A 14,292-nucleotide genomic window follows, 5' to 3' on the forward strand; every position below is an offset into this window, starting at 1 on the left:
ACTTGCTGGTCGTCGTCTGACCGGCCAGATGTTAACCGTACATTTCACGGTGCCCTTGCATGTTTCTTTCTGGTGACCTGGAGATCCGCGTGGCGAAGCCGCTCGGACGGGTGCGCGGACGGAGCCGTCCGGGACGGTGCGGGCGTCCCACGGGCGTCCCACGGGCGTCCCACGGGCGTCCGCTGGCGGTGGAGACCTGCCTGGTGAGGAGCCATCTGACCCGGCGCGGACCGGATCCACTGCCCGCCGCTCGACCGCCGCGGGAGGCTCCGCCCGCTGGCGGAGCGGCTCGGGCGTCGTATCCGGAGCGTCGGCCGGCGGGGCCCGGAGGACCCGTTCCGAAATGTTGTCGGCAGGTGACTCGCCGTGCCCGGACCGGTGATTGGCTCGCGGTTGTCCGTGCCGGCAGGACGGACCCCGTTGGTGATGCCCGGTCCGTGGTCTCCGGAGGGTTCCTCAGCGGGGGGCCGGAGAGCGTGTCCGGGGGAGTCCGGACGTCCCGCCGGAGGTGCCTGACCACCCGTGCCGAGCAGCCCCCGGCCCCGGCCCGACCGGCAGAGGTGAGGTGGGACGCGGTCTGCGGATCAACCGTCTGCGGGCCCACCGGTGCTCGCCGGTAGGCTGGCCACCATGGCCGTCGACCTTTCCGAGGAGATCAAGACTCTCGACGCGACGCTGGCAGGCATCGAGACTGTGCTCGACATCGAGGGTCTGCGTCGTCGTGCCCAGGATCTGGAGCAGGAGGCGGCGGATCCCGACCTGTGGAGCGACCAGATCCGGGCCCAGAGCGTCACCAGGCGCCTCTCCTCGGTCAAGGGGGACATCTCCCGGGTCGAAGGCCTGCGGCGCCGCCTCGACGACCTCATCGCCGCCCTCGACCTGGGTGACGACGACCTGCTCGCCGAGGCCGCGGAGGGTCTGCCCGCGCTCGCGCGGGACATCTCCGCGCTGGAGGTCCGCACCCTGCTGTCCGGGGAGTACGACGAGCGCGACGCGATCATCCAGCTCTCGGCCGGCGCCGGCGGGGTCGACGCCGCCGACTGGACGGCGATGCTGCTCCGGATGTACCTGCGCTGGGCCGAGCGGCACGGCTACTCGACGGAGGTCTTCGACACCTCCGAGGCGGAGGAGGCGGGCCTGAAGTCAGCCACCTTCCAGGTCAAGTGCCCCTACGCCTACGGGACGCTGCGCAGCGAGCACGGCGTCCACCGGCTGGTGCGGATCTCGCCCTTCGACAACCAGAACCGCCGCCAGACGTCCTTCGCCGGTGTCGAGGTGACGCCGGCTGTCGAGGTCTCAGACCACGTCGACATCGACGAGAAGGAACTGCGGATCGACATCTTCCGGTCCTCCGGGCCCGGCGGGCAGGGCGTCAACACCACCGACTCGGCCGTGCGGATCACGCACCTGCCGAGCAACATCGTGGTGACGTGCCAGAACGAGCGCAGCCAGCTGCAGAACAAGGCCGCGGCGATGATGGTCCTGCAGGCCAAGCTGCTGGAACGGCGCCGAGCCCAGGAGGCGGCGGAGAAGCAGCGCCTCACCGGCGGGCCGCAGGACGTCTCGTTCGGGTCGCAGATCCGGAACTACGTGCTGCACCCGTACCAGATGGTGAAGGACCTGCGCACCGAGGTCGAGACGTCCAACACCGGTGCGGTTCTCGACGGCGACATCGACGACTTCATCGACGGCGAGATCAGGTGGCGCAGGGCTGCCGAAAAAGACGTATGACCGGATTTTCCGGTTGTTCCCCGGCCTGATTCGGCAACCACAGTCGCCGGGGAATGGCCGGAAAGAAGTCGGTGTGGTTTACCCGCCGACGCGCGAGTGAAACAAGCGGACCGCCTCGCATACGAGAAAAATCTTCCGCAGTTCAGGTCATCAACCGGACCATTGCGCTCCACCCTGCCGGGACGGACATCGAGGGATTGGCTCATCGTCCGCGCGCGTGTAGAGTGACGCTCCGTTCGGCGCCGCCGCGCGACGTGGTTCCTGGCTCCCGTCGGCCGCGGCGTGGGGATGGGGGCACCACGTGGATTCGCGGTTTCGTCCTTCGAAGCGCACCAGGTCGAAGTACTGTCGTCCCACGTGCTGCCGAACGAGCTTCATCGACGAGACGGCGGGTGGAATGTCCGAACTCACGGTAGTCGCATCGAGGCGTGACGACCGATGACCGGCATGTCGACGGCCATGGCGGCGTCACCGGGTGGAACGTGGCATCACGGCACCACCGCGGAGGACTCGGCCCCCGGGCCGTCGAGGGCCGTGCTCCCGGTGCTGGTGTACCACAGCATCGGTGACTGCTCCGTCCCGTCGTTCCGCAGGTGGGAGGTACCGGCAGGCGCCCTCGTCGAGCAGCTCGGCAGCCTCGCCGAGCATGGCTACACCATCACCAGCCTCTCCGACGCGCTCGCGAACCCGCGGGAGCGCCAGGTCGCCGTCACCTTCGACAACGGCTTCGAGGACTTCGTGACCAGGGCGCTTCCCGTGCTCGCCGAGTTCGGCGCCGGAGCGACCCTGTACGTGCCGACGGCGTACGTCGGGCAGCGGGCCCGCTGGCTCGAGCCGTACGCGGAGCGTGAGCTGGCCCTGCTCGACTGGCCGACGCTCGCCGCGCTGACCGACCGCGGGATCGAGATCGGCGCGGCCGGGCACCGGCACGTCGAGCTCGACGTCGTCCCGCCCGCCATCGCGCGCTACGACGTCACCGCGAGCATGCGCACCATCGCCGAGGAGACCGGCCACCGTCCAAGCAGTTTCTGCTATCCGTTCGGCTACCATTCGCCCGGTGTCCGGCGGATTGTCGAAAGCGCCGGTTTCGCATCGGCATGCGAGATGGGATACCGCATACACCGGCGCAGTCGGTCCCGTTTCCAGGTGAGCCGACTCATCGTCGGTCGTTCCGTGGGCGCCGCTGACATTATTCGCCTGGTCACCGAGGGGCATCGCGACGCGGCACTGGCCGCCCGCCGCAAACTCAGCGCCGGGTGGCGTGCGTATCGGTCGATCCGTTGGCGCCTCGGCGTGGAAACCGCCTGACGGCTTTCGCAACGTGAAGCCGGCAGGCCTCCCGCCGCCGGCTGGCCGGGGATCTTTCCAGCCGTCGTGCTGAATGTTCGGCTGCGGCTCGGAATCCTCCATGGTCATTCCGCGGGCTGATCCCGTGTCAGCGCCGCCCGGAAGGGCCGAGCGACGCCCGAAGGTGGCATCGGGCGCCACCGCTCAGCCCCCTCCGGGCCTTCGGGCCGCCCCTCCGCCCCCCCCGGCCCCCCACCCGGCGCGCGCCGGGCAGCGGCGAAACTGCCCGGCTTGTCACGACCGTTCGCAGCCGACCGCGGTCAGGACGGACACTGACCAGGCGGGACACAAGGCCGCGGGCAGGCGAGCGGCGCCAGCAGGCAAGGTGGGGGTGGGCGAGTGGAGACACCGGGCGGATGGGTCGCGCTGGTCGGCGGCGGGCCGGGCCGGGCGGATCTGATCACACTGCGCGGGCTGCGCCTGCTCCGGCGCGCCGACGTGGTGGTGGTCGACCGCCTGGCACCGGCCGAGCTGCTCGACGAGGTGCGGCCGGGTGCCGAGATCGTCGACGCCGGCAAGGCGCCGCACGGACACAACCTCACCCAGACGGAGATCAACGCTCTGATCGTGGCACAGGCTCGGCGTGGCCGCGGTGTGGTCCGTCTCAAGGGCGGCGATCCGTTCGTCTTCGGCCGGGGCGGCGAGGAGGCACTGGCGTGCGCAGCGGCCGGGGTGCGCTGCGAGGTCGTCCCGGGGGTGACGAGCGCGGTGGCCGTGCCCGCGCTGGCCGGGATCCCGGTCACCCATCGCGGGATCACCCAGGACGTGGCGATCGTCAGCGGGCACGTCGACCCGTCCCACCCCGGCTCGACCGCCGACTGGGACGCGCTCGCCTCCGGACCCGGCACGGTGGTGATCCTCATGGGCGTCGCGGCACTGCCCAGGATCAGTGCCGAACTGATCAAGCGCGGGCGGTCCCCGCAGACCCCGACAGCGGTGATCCAGGATGGCGGCACCAGCCGGGAGCGGCTCGTCACCGGCCCCCTGAAGGAGATCGCCGGGCTCGCGCGGGACGCCGGGATCTCCTCGCCCGCGGTGATCGTGATCGGCGAGGTCGTCGGGCTGCACGGAAGCCTCGGCCTGGGCCGGGTACCCGACCCCGACCCCGAGCGGTAGCCCGAGCCCGGCCCCGAGCCCGGCCCCGGGCTCGGGGCCCGAACCGAGCGGAACGGGGTCAGTCGAAGCTGATCCGGGTCAGGCGGGCCGCCTCGTCACGGGTGATGCCGCGGGCGCAGGCCCATCCTTCGGCGGTCAGCGAGCCGTTCCGCAGCGCGGTGCGCATGCGTTCCGCCGACCGTTCGTGCCGCTGGAAGGACCGGTGCGGGACCACCCGCCCACGCTGGTGCTGCCCGGCCAGGGCGGCGGCCGGCGGCGTCTCCAGGAAGACCAGGTACGCGGGCCGCCCCCGCAGCCGCGCCAGCAGGGCGACGGTGCGCCGGGCCCATGTCCGCGTGCCGCACTCGTGGATGACCAGATCGCGCCGCGGGCCGACGGTCCACGCGGCGATGCGCCAGTAGTGCACGGTGTGCACCACCGGACGGTACAGGGCGTAGGGAAGCCGCCCCAGCCGGCGGGCCAGCAGCGCCCGCACCTGCGCGGAGTCCAGCACCACCGGCCCGGCCCCGGCGGGCGGGCCAGCCGCCGGGTCGGCCGGGAACACACGCTGGATGAGGGTGCTCTTCCCCGCACCCGGAATGCCGGCGACGAGCAGGATCCCGCCGGCGGGCACCGCCAGAACCCAGCCGGCGTCGCCGGGCGTGGCCGTGTTCGGGTGCTCGCCTGCGCTCCCACCCGGCGGTCGCGGGGCGGGCAGCGGTGCGGGGCCGCCCGGCACGCTGCTAGAACCGGGCGCGGACATCGGTTTCGGCACGGATGGTGACGGTGGCCGCGCTGACCCGCGGCGAAGCGGCTGCAAGCGCCCTCAGATGCGGTAGCCGGCCAGGACCAGCAGCGCCAGCAGGACGGCGCACAGCGCCATCAGTAGCTGCGGGGAGATCGTGAAGGACGAGTGGTGCAGGGATTCGCGCGCAGCACGACATGAGGGGCAACGACCTTCGGCGACCGGAGCAGCGCATCTCGCACAGACCAGGTCTTCGCAGCACATGTGCCGTCCTCCTTCGGCCCGGCCCGGCGACCGGCGGGCACCGAGGAGGGCCCGTCACCGGCTGGACGCGATACGACACCTCCACCGTACGCCCGGTCGATGTCGTTCGCCGCCACACCGCGTGCCGTGAACCCGACGATCGCGGACGCGCGCGGGCGACGGTGCGAGACCTCACCCATCCGACTACGTATCGTGATGGGCCCGACGGGTGGGTAAGGGAGGTCCAGGTGATTCGGCTCGCCTCCGTGACCAAGCGCTACGCCGCGGGAAGCCGGCCGGCGCTGTGCGACGTCAGCACCGAGATCGGTGCGGGCGAGTTCGTGTTCCTGGTCGGTCCCTCGGGTTCCGGCAAGTCGACGCTGCTGCGCCTGCTGCTCCGCGAGGAGCGCGCGACGACGGGGCTGGTCGAGGTCGCCGGGCGCGACGTCGCCCGGATCCCGGACCGGAAGGTTCCGCTGCTGCGCCGCAGCGTCGGCTGCGTGTTCCAGGACTTCCGGCTGCTGCCGGACAGAACCGTTGCCGGGAACGTGGCCTTCGCGCTCGACGTCGTCGGGCGTCCGCGTCACGTGGTCCGTGCTGTGGTCCCCGAGGTCCTGGAACTGGTCGGCCTCACCGGCAAGGAGAAGCGGTTCCCCGACGAGCTCTCCGGTGGGGAGCAGCAGCGGGTCGCCATCGCCCGGGCGTTCGTCGGGCGTCCCCAGGTCCTGCTGGCGGACGAGCCGACCGGCAACCTCGACCCGGCCACCAGCGCCGAGATCATGGACCTGCTGGACGACATCAACCAGGCCGGCACCACCATCCTGATGGCGACACACAACGCCGGGCTCGTCGACGCCATGCGCCTGCGGGTCCTGGAGCTGGACGCCGGTCTACTCGTCCGCGACGAGCGCCGCGGTGGCTACGACAACCCCGACGGCCCGTCCGCCACCAGCCCCGACATCGACACCGGCCCGCTCGACGTACCCGCGCAGCGCGCCCGCGTGCAGGCGCCGGCGCCCACGGGCCGGGAAGCAGGCTGATGCGCCCCGGCCCCCTGCTCGCGGCGCTGGTCACCACTCTGCGCCGCAACGTCGCGATGACCTGCGCGGTGGTCGTCACCGTCACGATCTGTCTCGCGATGCTCGGCGCCGGTCTGCTGCTGCGCGCCCAGGCGCACACCGTGGACAGCTTCCTGCTCGACCAGATCGAGATCGTCGTCGACCTGCAGGACGGCCTCGACGACGCCGACCGCCAGGCCCTGCGCGAGGAGCTCGCCGCCGACCCGCTGGTCGGCGGCGTCACCTACGAGAGCAAACGGGACGTCTACGACCGTTTCCGCCGCGACTTCCGGACCTCGCCGGACGTCGTGGCGGGCGTCGGCCCGGACGATCTCCCGGCGTCCTTCAGGCTCGCGCTCACTGATCCGCGGGATGCCGCCGTGATCGTCGAGACGTACACTGGCCGCGACGGTGTCGAGGCCGTCCGGGACCAGCGGGCCCTGCTCGGCCCGCTGTACCGCTTCCTCGACGCCTTCACCCTGGGTGCGTTCGTGCTGGCGGCCGTGCAGGCCGTGGCCTCGTTCGTGCTCATCTACACCATGATCAGAATCTCCGCCCACGCACGGCGGCGGGAGACGGCGATCATGCGGCTGGTCGGCGCGACCAACGCGGCGATCCGGGCGCCGTTCATGCTGGAGAGCGCGCTCGCCGGCCTGCTCGGTGGGCTCCTGGCAGTGGGCGCTCTGGTGCTGGCGAAGATATATCTGGTGGACGGACGATTCGCCCGCCAGACAATGTTCCCACTGTTCGGATGGGACGCGGTGTGGGTGGCGGCCGCGACAGTGCTTGCCGTCGGAGTCACGGCCGCGGCGGGCATGGCGTCCGTCGCGCTGCGCAGACACCTGCGGGCGTGACGGCGCCCCACGATGGTGTGACGGACCGTGCGACGGACGGGAAGCAGGGCTGAGGAGCAGTGCCGAAGGAAACCGGGCGCAAACTGATCGCGCAGAACAAGCGCGCCCGCCACGACTACGACATCCTCGACACCTACGAGGCCGGGGTGGTGCTCATGGGCACCGAGGTCAAGGCGCTGCGCGCCGGCCGGGCGTCCCTGGTCGACGGCTTCGCCCAGATTGCCGACGGTGAGATCTGGCTGCACAACGTGCACATCCCGGAGTACACCGAGGGCACCTGGACGAACCACGCCCCGCGGCGGCGGCGCAAGCTCCTGATGCACCGCGCCGAGATCGAGAAGCTGATCGGGAAGACGCAGGAGGGTGGCCTCACGATCGTCCCCCTCTCGCTGTACTTCAAGGACGGCCGGGCGAAGGTGGAGGTGGCCCTCGCCCGCGGGCGCAAGAACTACGACAAGCGCCACGCCCTCGCCGAGCGGGACGCGACCCGGGAGATGGCCCGGATCATGGGCCGGCAGGCCAAGCGTCGCGGCTGATGACCGCCGCCGGCGGCACCGCCGCAGCTGACGACGCCGCCACCGCGCGGCTGGCCACCTTCGACGCGCTGCTCAGTCCGCTCGGCACGGAGCTGCTCGCGGCGGCCGCCGCCGCCCTCGCCCGCGGGTCCGAGCTCGCGGACGGCACCCGCCTGCGGGCTGCCGGCCACCCGCCCGAGCTGGTGGCGGCGGCGTTCGGCCAGGCGGAGCTGCGGTCCCGCGCGGCCGCGAAGTTCCCCGCCGCCGACCAGATGTTCTTCACCCGCCCCGGGTTGGAGCAGGCGTCGTCACACCGCGCCGCGGCCCACCGCGCCGCCCGCTTCGCCGGCCGTGGCCGGCTTGCCGACCTGTGCACCGGAATCGGCGGCGACCTCGTCGCCCTGGCCGCCGAGCACCCCGTCCTCGCCGTCGACCGAGACCCGCTGCACCTGCGGATGGCCGTCCACAACGCCGAGGTGGCGGACGCCGTCGATCCCGTCTCCCGTTCCGGTGTCCGCGAGCGTGGCCGGGTGGAGCCGTGCGAGGCCGACGTCCGGGAGGTCGATCTGCGCGGCGTCGACGGCGTGTTCGTCGACCCGGCACGGCGCGGCGGCGACCAGCGGATGGCCACCGGCACCAGCGAGCCGCCGCTCGGCTGGTGCTTCGCCCTGGTCGACCGGGTCGAGGCCGTCGCCATCAAGGCCGCCCCCGGCCTGCGGCTGGACGTCGTGCCCCCCGGCTGGGAGATCGAGTTCGTCGCGGACGGGCGGGGCCTGAAGGAGTCCGTGCTCTTCGCCCCCGCGCTGGGGACGGCGCCCCGGCGCGCCACCGTCCTGCTGCGAAACGGTGAGGTGGCGACGCTGACGGGCGAGCCCGACGGCTCCGGCGACGGCTCCGGTGACCGTGTCAGTGACCGTGTCAGTGACCGTTTCGGTGACGTCGCGGGCGACGCCCTCACCGGTGGTCCGGCCGGCGGGCTCCCGCTGCGCCCGCCCGGCCCGTTCATCCTCGACCCCAGCCCGGCCGTCACCCGGGCAGGCCTCGTCGGCACCCTCGGCCGGCTGGTCGACGGCTGGCAGATCGATCCGCGGATCGCGTTCCTCGGCGTCGACCGCCCGGTCGCCACGCCGTTCGCCCGGATACTGCGGGTCGAGGCCGAGATGGCGTTCGACGTCCGGCGCGTCGCCGCCGCCGTGCGGGCCGCCGGCGTCAGCGCGCTCGACGTCCGCCGCCGGGGGCTGGCGGGCGATGTGGAGGCGATCCGCCGTCGCCTGCTGCCCGCCCGCCGTCACCTGGTTCCGCACGGCCCGACGATGACCGTGCTCATGACCAGGGTGCGTGACGCCCCCTGGGCCATCCTCTGCACCGAGCTCACCGCCGCGCAGACGGGGCAGGTGGAGGCGCCGGAGAGGGCGGAGGGGGCGGCGGCGGAGAGGGCGGAGGTGGCGGAGGTGGCGGAGGTGGCGGCAGAGGGTCCGACACCCGCCGGGGATGGGCCTGGACCAGCGTCGGCCGGGCGGTGACCAGCCCGAAGCTCGTCGCCGCCAGCACCAGTCCGCAGACCAGCGGGAACAGTGTGGACATCCGCAGGAAGCCCAGCGCGCCCACCGCCGCGCTGCCCAGCAGCAGGGCCGGACCGGCCAGCTGCCGCAGCCCCCGCGACCCGCGGCCACCGCCGAGCCGGGTCTGGATGGCGAACGTCGTGATCGTCGTGGTCAGCACGTTCGTGGGAATCTCCGGCCTCGCCAGCCGCTGCGCCGTCGCGTGCTGCAGACCCATCCCGAAGGCCAGCATCGAGACCAGCGTGTAGTCGGCGGGGGAGGAGTGGGTCTCGATCAGGCGGCCGCCGGCGTCCACCGCGACCTGCAGCTCGTCGCTGAGCGGGAACGCGGCGAAGATCAGCGCCGCGGCGACCAGCACGGCCTGTACGAGGGTCACCGTCCCCAGCCACAGCCGGGCATGATGATCGAAACGGGTACCGATGCGCCCGCCGACCAGCGCACCGGCCACGAAGCAGAGCAGCGCGTCCAGAGAGAGCACACCGGAGATACCGCTGGCGCCGGCCAGCGAGAATCCCAGCACGGCGACATTGCCCGTCATGTTCGCCACGAAGACCTCGCCGAGACCGAGGAAGGTCATCGCGTCGACGAGGCCGGTGAGCGCCGTCATCGTCAGCAGCAGCGCGGTGATCCGCCGTTCGGCGTGGCGGGGGACCCCCGCGGCCGCCCCCTCGGTGGCTCCCCTGCAGGCCGCGGTCGCGGTGGTGTGCGCCGCGCGTTGCCTCTGCCTCTGTCTCTGCCTCCGCCGGGTGCGCCTGCGCCGAGGGTTGCCGAGTGAGCGCACCCGGTGAGTATCGTGGCCGGCGCATCCGGTGCCCGCGGCCGACGCGCGGGAGTCCGGCGGCCTCCCCGGCCCGGTCAGAGGCGCAGCGGGCGGATGGGCGCGGCGATCAGGGCCGGGTTGTTGCGCCAGTCGACGCCGGGCATGTCGACGTACAGCTCGATCTCGTTCCCGTCCGGGTCGTAGATGTAGAGGCTGTGCGTCACCGTGTGGTCCGATGCGCCGGCGATCCGCACTCCGGCCTGCGAGATCCGCTCCAGGGCGGCGCGCAGCTCGTCGTCACTGTCGCCCACCTTCAGCCCGAAGTGGTACAGCCCCACACGACGTCCACGGGGCAGCTCCGCGGCGTCCTCGCCCACCTCGATCAGCAGCAGCTCGTGGTGCGTCCGCCCCGAGGAGAATCCGGCGGCCGGGAAGCCGAGCATGCCCGCGGGGTCAGCCGGATCGGGGAAGACCTGGGGCCAGCCCAGGACATCCCGGTAGAAGGCCGCCGACCGTTCGAGGTTGCGCACGTACAGCACCAGATGTCCGAGCTCCTTGATCTCCATGGCCCCTCCAGGTTCCGCGTCGACATCCTTGAACGTTCAACTATAGGGAGGTCGGGGATGTTCCGCGCCCGGTAGGGCCCTCTCCGGCGTCCCCTCCTGGTGTCAGCCCGAGGGCGATGGGCTCCGCGGCCGGGTCCCGGGCCCTGGCGCGGGTGCGGGTGCGGCGCGGGCGGAAACGCGGTGGCGGTGTCCGGGGGCGTGTGGGAACATCGGTGTGGTGGTCGTCGTTGGACCATCTGGAGCCCGGGCGTCATGCCGGCGCTCCGGTAGGGTAAGGATGTTGTCACACAGCCAGGGGGTGACCGGCTTCGACTCCGGACGTCGAGGCAGGGGAAGCGGGCCGAGGATGAGCGGTTATCTCGTAAACGATCCGTTCAAAACAATAGCTGCCACTAAGACGCAGCCTGCTACCTCCGCTTACGCCCTCGCGGCCTGAGCAGAGACCAAGTAGCCGTCAGCCTGGGAGTTCCTCCGGCCCAGGACCTGGCGTCGACAGGAGGATCACCGTCCCACCCGGTCGCGGGGTGAGTCGGGAAATCTAACAGCGACTGAGCCTGCGCCGGCTTGCCTGCGGGACCGGCGGGGCTGAGAAAAAACGAGCAGGCTGCGCCCGGAGAAGCCCTGTGTCGGGGCCGGAGGACGCGGGTTCGATTCCCGCCACCTCCACCCATGTAGGCATTGCGCGAACCGCTCCCTTCGGGGGCGTTGTGGCTGGTAGGACGGCTGCGGCGCCCCCGCGGGGGGCGGTTTGCGTTGGTGGTCGGGTTGGGTCTGGTCGGTCCGTCTCTCCAGTCTCCACGTTGGCGGCGTCCCTGGAAGCCCCGGGCTCAGGGATTTTGAAGATCGGTATGAGTCGGTCGGGTCCGACGATCTTCACTTCGGCGACGAGGGCTTCGATGAGGGCCTTGCGTCGGAGGTCATCGCCTGTCTCGATGATCATCTCGATGTGCTTGACGACTGCCCGGAGGGTGGAGCGGGCGGGCATGACCGGTTCATCGTCGATCTCTTCGGTGAGCTCGGCTTGCCGGTGGCGGAGCTGCCTCTGCCTGGTGCGCAGGGCTTCGAGCCGTGTGGCGAGGGTCTCTTCGTCGAGGGTGCCGCGCTCGAAGGCGCCCAGGTAGCGGTCGATGGCCTGGTCGGTCTGGGTGAGTTCGGTCTCGATGGTGGTGAGTTCGCCGGTGTGGCCGGAGCGGGCGTCGCGGTGGCTGCGCTGGGCCTTGGTGACGGCGTCGGCGATGAGCTGCTGGTTGTCGCGGTAGAAGCTGGCGAGCGCTTTGAGCACGGCGGTGTCGACCTCGTCGGCGTCGAGGCGGGGGGCGTCGCACTTGTTGCGGTTGTAGCGGTTGCGGGTGTGGCAGGTGTAGTAGCGGTAGGTGCGGTTGCGGCCGTTGGCGCGGGTGCCGATGAGGGCTGTGGCGCATTGGGGGCAGCGCATCCGGCCGGTCAGGTAGTAGTCGGAGGCGTTGGAGGCGCGGCGGGATTTGCTTTCGCTGCGTTCGGTGAGGATCTTCTCGGCGGCGTCGAACGTCTCTTCGTCGATGATCGGTTCGTGGGTGCCTTCGACGGTGATCTCGCGGAAGGTCAGCTCGCCCAGGTAGATCCGGTTGTCGAGGATGCGCAGGATCTGTATCGCGGACCAGGGGCCGCCGACGGAGGTGCGGTGACCGCGACTGTTGAGGTAGTTGGCGATGATCCGGGTGCCGAGGCGGTCGTGGACGTACAAGTCGAAGATCTTGCGGATGACGGGGGCCGTGGTCTCGTCGATGATGAGTTTCTTGGCGGTCTTGTCGACCTGGTAGCCGAAGGGGCATTTGCCGCCTTTCCACAGGCCCTTGGCGGCCTTGCGTTCCATCCCGGCGATGACCCGGTCGATGATCATGTCGCGTTCGAACTGGGCGAACATCGCCAGCATCTGGAGGAGCATGCGGCCGATGGGAGTGGCGGTGTCGAACGGCTCCGTCGCCGAGCGGAACACGACCCCGGCCTGTTCGAGATCTTCGAGGAGATGGACGGTGTCGCGCAGGCTGCGGGAGAGCCGGTCGACCCGGTAGACGAGTAGGACGTCGATGAGCCCGTTGCGGGCAGCGGACAGGGCGCGCTGGAGGTCCTTGCGTTCGGTGGTGGCGCCGGAGGCGTCGTCGGCGAACCGCAGGGCGACGACCCAGTTGGGTTGGGAGTCGACGTAGGAGCGCAGCCGTTCTTCCTGGACCTCGATGGTGTAAGGCTGGTTCTCATCGTCGGTCGAGCGGCGCAGGTAGATCCCGACCCGGACGATCTCGGGCAGCGCGGCGACGGCCTGCTTGGTTCGTTTCGCGGTGGTTCGGCGCGCGGTCGAGCGCGGCATGGTAGGCGTTCCCTTCCTTCCCGGATTCGATCTGCTGGGACGCTGCGGGCGGTTTATTCCTGGGGCTGGCGGTTCCGGTTTTCCCGGCGGCCGGTGGGCCGGGTCGGAACGTGGCGGCGAACCTCACCGGCTGCGTCGAGCTGGACGGTGATGGAGTGGGTCGCGAGGAAGGACAGTGCCTTTTCCTGCTGTGCCGCTATGGACCGGCACCCGCGGTCGGTGCCGTGCCGGAGGTAGATGATGACCGGCGCGGCACCGGGAACGCGGGTGGGGTTCGCCGTCGTCTTCTCGGCGGACCATCGGGCTGAATATGGGCGTGGCATACCGGCCCTCCTTTCTGTGTGTTCAAATGCGGATCACGTGAAGGGAGGGTCGGGCCAGATTTCAGCCTGTCTTTCTCGGCACCGTGTTCGGCGCCCCTCTCCTTTCCCACTGTAGGACAAGTTCGGCCAGAGCGGACACCGCCGTGTCGTACTCCTCGATGGTCATGTTGACGGTCTCGATGCGTTCGATTTCCACCTGGCGGGCCGCGTTCCGCCGTCCGAAGAAACGCGCCTCCGAGTCGTCCGTAGCGACCGGGTGACGTCTTCCCTCTCCGTTTCGGGGTGAGGACGCGGTCACCGCAGGAGCTCCAGACCGCTGTGCTGCGATCCGTAGGCGGGCGCGCTTCGCCAGAAAAAACGAGAAACGTGCCGCGGCGGTGTCGTCATGTCACCGCCCCGTGACGTCCGCTGTCATTTCCCGGGTCGGTCGGAGGGTCGGCGGGGAACTCCCACGGCGGCAGGTACGGGCTGATGATCGCGCTTTCGGGGGTGGTGAGGAGCTGGGCGCGGAAGAACGTGCGGCCGTCGATGATCGGTGGGTGGGCGTACGGGCAGATGATCCACTGGTCGGGTGGGACGGGCGTGCCGGCGTGGGTGCGGCCCCAGACGGTGGCGCCGGTGTAGACGGGGTTCGCCAGGACACGAGCGACGTTGGTGGAGGTCAGCTGCCAGGGCCGCTTGGTGGCGGGGCTCACCAGCGGGACGAGACGGTCGTTGTGGACGAAGCGGAGGCGCGTGGCGATGGCGCGGGGGCTGAGTTCGTCCTCGACGCGCCACCGGTAGATGAGTGCGATGACGTGGGCGGGGCCGGGGGCGATTGCGAGGCGGATGCCCTGGCGGACCCGTCCGTCAGCGCCGAGTTCGGTGATGCGGCGGGGGCGGTAGCCGAGGGGGACGGGTCCGAGGTGGAAGCCGGCGCGGACCAGGTCGATCTGGGCGGCGCGGGCCCGTTCGGTGGTCCAGATGTGATGGTCCGCGAGCAGGAGTGCCTGCCGTGCGGCACGGGCGGTGCGGCGGTGGGTCAGGCGCCACCACCAGCCACGCCGGCCGGCCGGCGTGGGCGGGGCAGGCGGCAGCGCGGGGATGGGCAGCAGGTCGGACATGCGGGGCTCCAGCCAAAGGGAGAGCCGGCCGCGGCGGCGTGAACAC

13 protein-coding genes, 1 other RNA gene and 2 pseudogenes are annotated in these 14,292 nt (G+C 71.2%); 8 read left to right on the top strand and 8 right to left on the bottom strand.

The genetic code is table 11. From position 1 onward, the window contains the following. The first annotated feature begins 630 nt into the window (after positions 1-630). The 3 genes from prfB to cobA all read left to right on the top strand — a co-directional run bounded on the left by prfB (position 631) and on the right by cobA (position 4,194). Entirely contained in the window at positions 631-1,731 is a 1,101-nt protein-coding gene (prfB, locus tag B207_RS0121435; RefSeq protein ID WP_026311297.1) for a peptide chain release factor 2, read from the top strand. 438 nt (positions 1,732-2,169) lie between these two features. After that, positions 2,170-3,039, top strand: a complete 870-nt coding sequence (locus B207_RS0121440; RefSeq protein WP_018638650.1) for a polysaccharide deacetylase family protein — start codon at positions 2,170-2,172, stop codon at positions 3,037-3,039. Between the two features lie 378 nt (positions 3,040-3,417). Further along, entirely contained in the window at positions 3,418-4,194 is a 777-nt protein-coding gene (gene cobA / locus B207_RS0121445) for a uroporphyrinogen-III C-methyltransferase (protein ID WP_018638651.1), read from the top strand. A 58-nt stretch (positions 4,195-4,252) separates the two neighbouring features. Here cobA and B207_RS0121450 read toward each other — a convergent pair whose 3' ends face one another. Both B207_RS0121450 and B207_RS38665 read right to left on the bottom strand, forming a co-directional pair. Further along, positions 4,253-4,912, bottom strand: coding sequence for an AAA family ATPase (locus tag B207_RS0121450; RefSeq protein WP_018638652.1), 660 nt, complete (start codon positions 4,910-4,912; stop codon positions 4,253-4,255). An 87-nt stretch (positions 4,913-4,999) separates the two neighbouring features. After that, positions 5,000-5,182: a hypothetical protein gene (locus tag B207_RS38665; RefSeq protein WP_071088515.1), complete on the bottom strand. Its 183-nt coding sequence runs from the start codon at positions 5,180-5,182 to the stop codon at positions 5,000-5,002. 227 nt (positions 5,183-5,409) lie between these two features. Here B207_RS38665 and ftsE point away from each other — a divergent pair, with 227 nt between their 5' ends. The 4 genes from ftsE to B207_RS34835 are packed head-to-tail and all read left to right on the top strand — an operon-like array spanning position 5,410 to position 9,111. Next, positions 5,410-6,201 carry a cell division ATP-binding protein FtsE gene (gene ftsE / locus B207_RS0121455; protein ID WP_018638653.1) on the top strand — a complete coding sequence of 264 codons (792 nt, stop codon included), beginning with the start codon at positions 5,410-5,412 and terminating at the stop codon, positions 6,199-6,201. Further along, positions 6,201-7,073, top strand: coding sequence for a permease-like cell division protein FtsX (ftsX, locus tag B207_RS0121460; RefSeq protein ID WP_018638654.1), 873 nt, complete (start codon positions 6,201-6,203; stop codon positions 7,071-7,073). Before ftsE ends, ftsX begins: the two co-directional genes overlap by 1 nt. Positions 7,074-7,132: 59 nt before the next feature. Further along, a complete protein-coding gene (gene smpB, locus B207_RS0121465; RefSeq protein WP_018638655.1) occupies positions 7,133-7,609 on the top strand; it encodes an SsrA-binding protein SmpB in 477 nt (158 codons plus the stop codon). Next, entirely contained in the window at positions 7,609-9,111 is a 1,503-nt protein-coding gene (locus tag B207_RS34835) for a THUMP-like domain-containing protein (protein ID WP_018638656.1), read from the top strand. The genes smpB and B207_RS34835 overlap by 1 nt, the downstream gene beginning before the upstream one ends. 28 nt (positions 9,112-9,139) lie before the next feature. Here the strand turns inward: B207_RS34835 and B207_RS38670 are convergent. Further along, positions 9,140-9,757, bottom strand: a pseudogene (locus tag B207_RS38670) (YoaK family protein); the annotation flags it as partial. A 248-nt stretch (positions 9,758-10,005) separates the two neighbouring features. After that, positions 10,006-10,476 (bottom strand): VOC family protein, encoded by a 471-nt coding sequence (locus B207_RS0121485; protein WP_018638659.1) that lies wholly within the window; start codon positions 10,474-10,476, stop codon positions 10,006-10,008. 294 nt (positions 10,477-10,770) lie between these two features. Here B207_RS0121485 and ssrA point away from each other — a divergent pair. Beyond that, positions 10,771-11,145: a transfer-messenger RNA gene (ssrA, locus tag B207_RS37585) on the top strand. Between the two features lie 658 nt (positions 11,146-11,803). Here ssrA and B207_RS41740 read toward each other — a convergent pair. The 4 genes and pseudogenes from B207_RS41740 to B207_RS0121505 all read right to left on the bottom strand — a co-directional run. Next, positions 11,804-12,820, bottom strand: a pseudogene (locus B207_RS41740) (recombinase family protein); the annotation flags it as partial. A 53-nt stretch (positions 12,821-12,873) separates the two neighbouring features. Next, a complete protein-coding gene (locus B207_RS0121495) occupies positions 12,874-13,143 on the bottom strand; it encodes a hypothetical protein (RefSeq protein ID WP_018638661.1) in 270 nt (89 codons plus the stop codon). 61 nt (positions 13,144-13,204) lie between these two features. Then, a complete protein-coding gene (locus B207_RS39980) occupies positions 13,205-13,441 on the bottom strand; it encodes a hypothetical protein (RefSeq protein WP_154675526.1) in 237 nt (78 codons plus the stop codon). An 85-nt stretch (positions 13,442-13,526) separates the two neighbouring features. Then, a complete protein-coding gene (locus B207_RS0121505; RefSeq protein WP_018638663.1) occupies positions 13,527-14,246 on the bottom strand; it encodes a recombinase family protein in 720 nt (239 codons plus the stop codon). Between the last annotated feature and the right edge of the window lie 46 nt (positions 14,247-14,292).

The organism is Parafrankia elaeagni (genome assembly GCF_000374165.1).
GTDB lineage: Bacteria > Actinomycetota > Actinomycetes > Frankiales > Frankiaceae > Parafrankia > Parafrankia elaeagni.

Excerpts from the sequence above, each read along its gene's own strand:
- B207_RS0121495 (WP_018638661.1), bottom strand. The coding sequence starts at position 13,143 with ATGCCACGCCCATATTCAGCCCGATGGTCCGCCGAGAAGACGACGGCG.
- B207_RS0121440 (WP_018638650.1), top strand. The coding sequence starts at position 2,170 with ATGACCGGCATGTCGACGGCCATGGCGGCGTCACCGGGTGGAACGTGG.
- B207_RS0121485 (WP_018638659.1), bottom strand. The coding sequence starts at position 10,476 with ATGGAGATCAAGGAGCTCGGACATCTGGTGCTGTACGTGCGCAACCTC.
- ftsX (WP_018638654.1), top strand. The coding sequence starts at position 6,201 with ATGCGCCCCGGCCCCCTGCTCGCGGCGCTGGTCACCACTCTGCGCCGC.
- B207_RS38665 (WP_071088515.1), bottom strand. The coding sequence starts at position 5,182 with ATGTGCTGCGAAGACCTGGTCTGTGCGAGATGCGCTGCTCCGGTCGCC.
- B207_RS34835 (WP_018638656.1), top strand. The coding sequence starts at position 7,609 with ATGACCGCCGCCGGCGGCACCGCCGCAGCTGACGACGCCGCCACCGCG.
- prfB (WP_026311297.1), top strand. The coding sequence starts at position 631 with ATGGCCGTCGACCTTTCCGAGGAGATCAAGACTCTCGACGCGACGCTG.
- B207_RS0121505 (WP_018638663.1), bottom strand. The coding sequence starts at position 14,246 with ATGTCCGACCTGCTGCCCATCCCCGCGCTGCCGCCTGCCCCGCCCACG.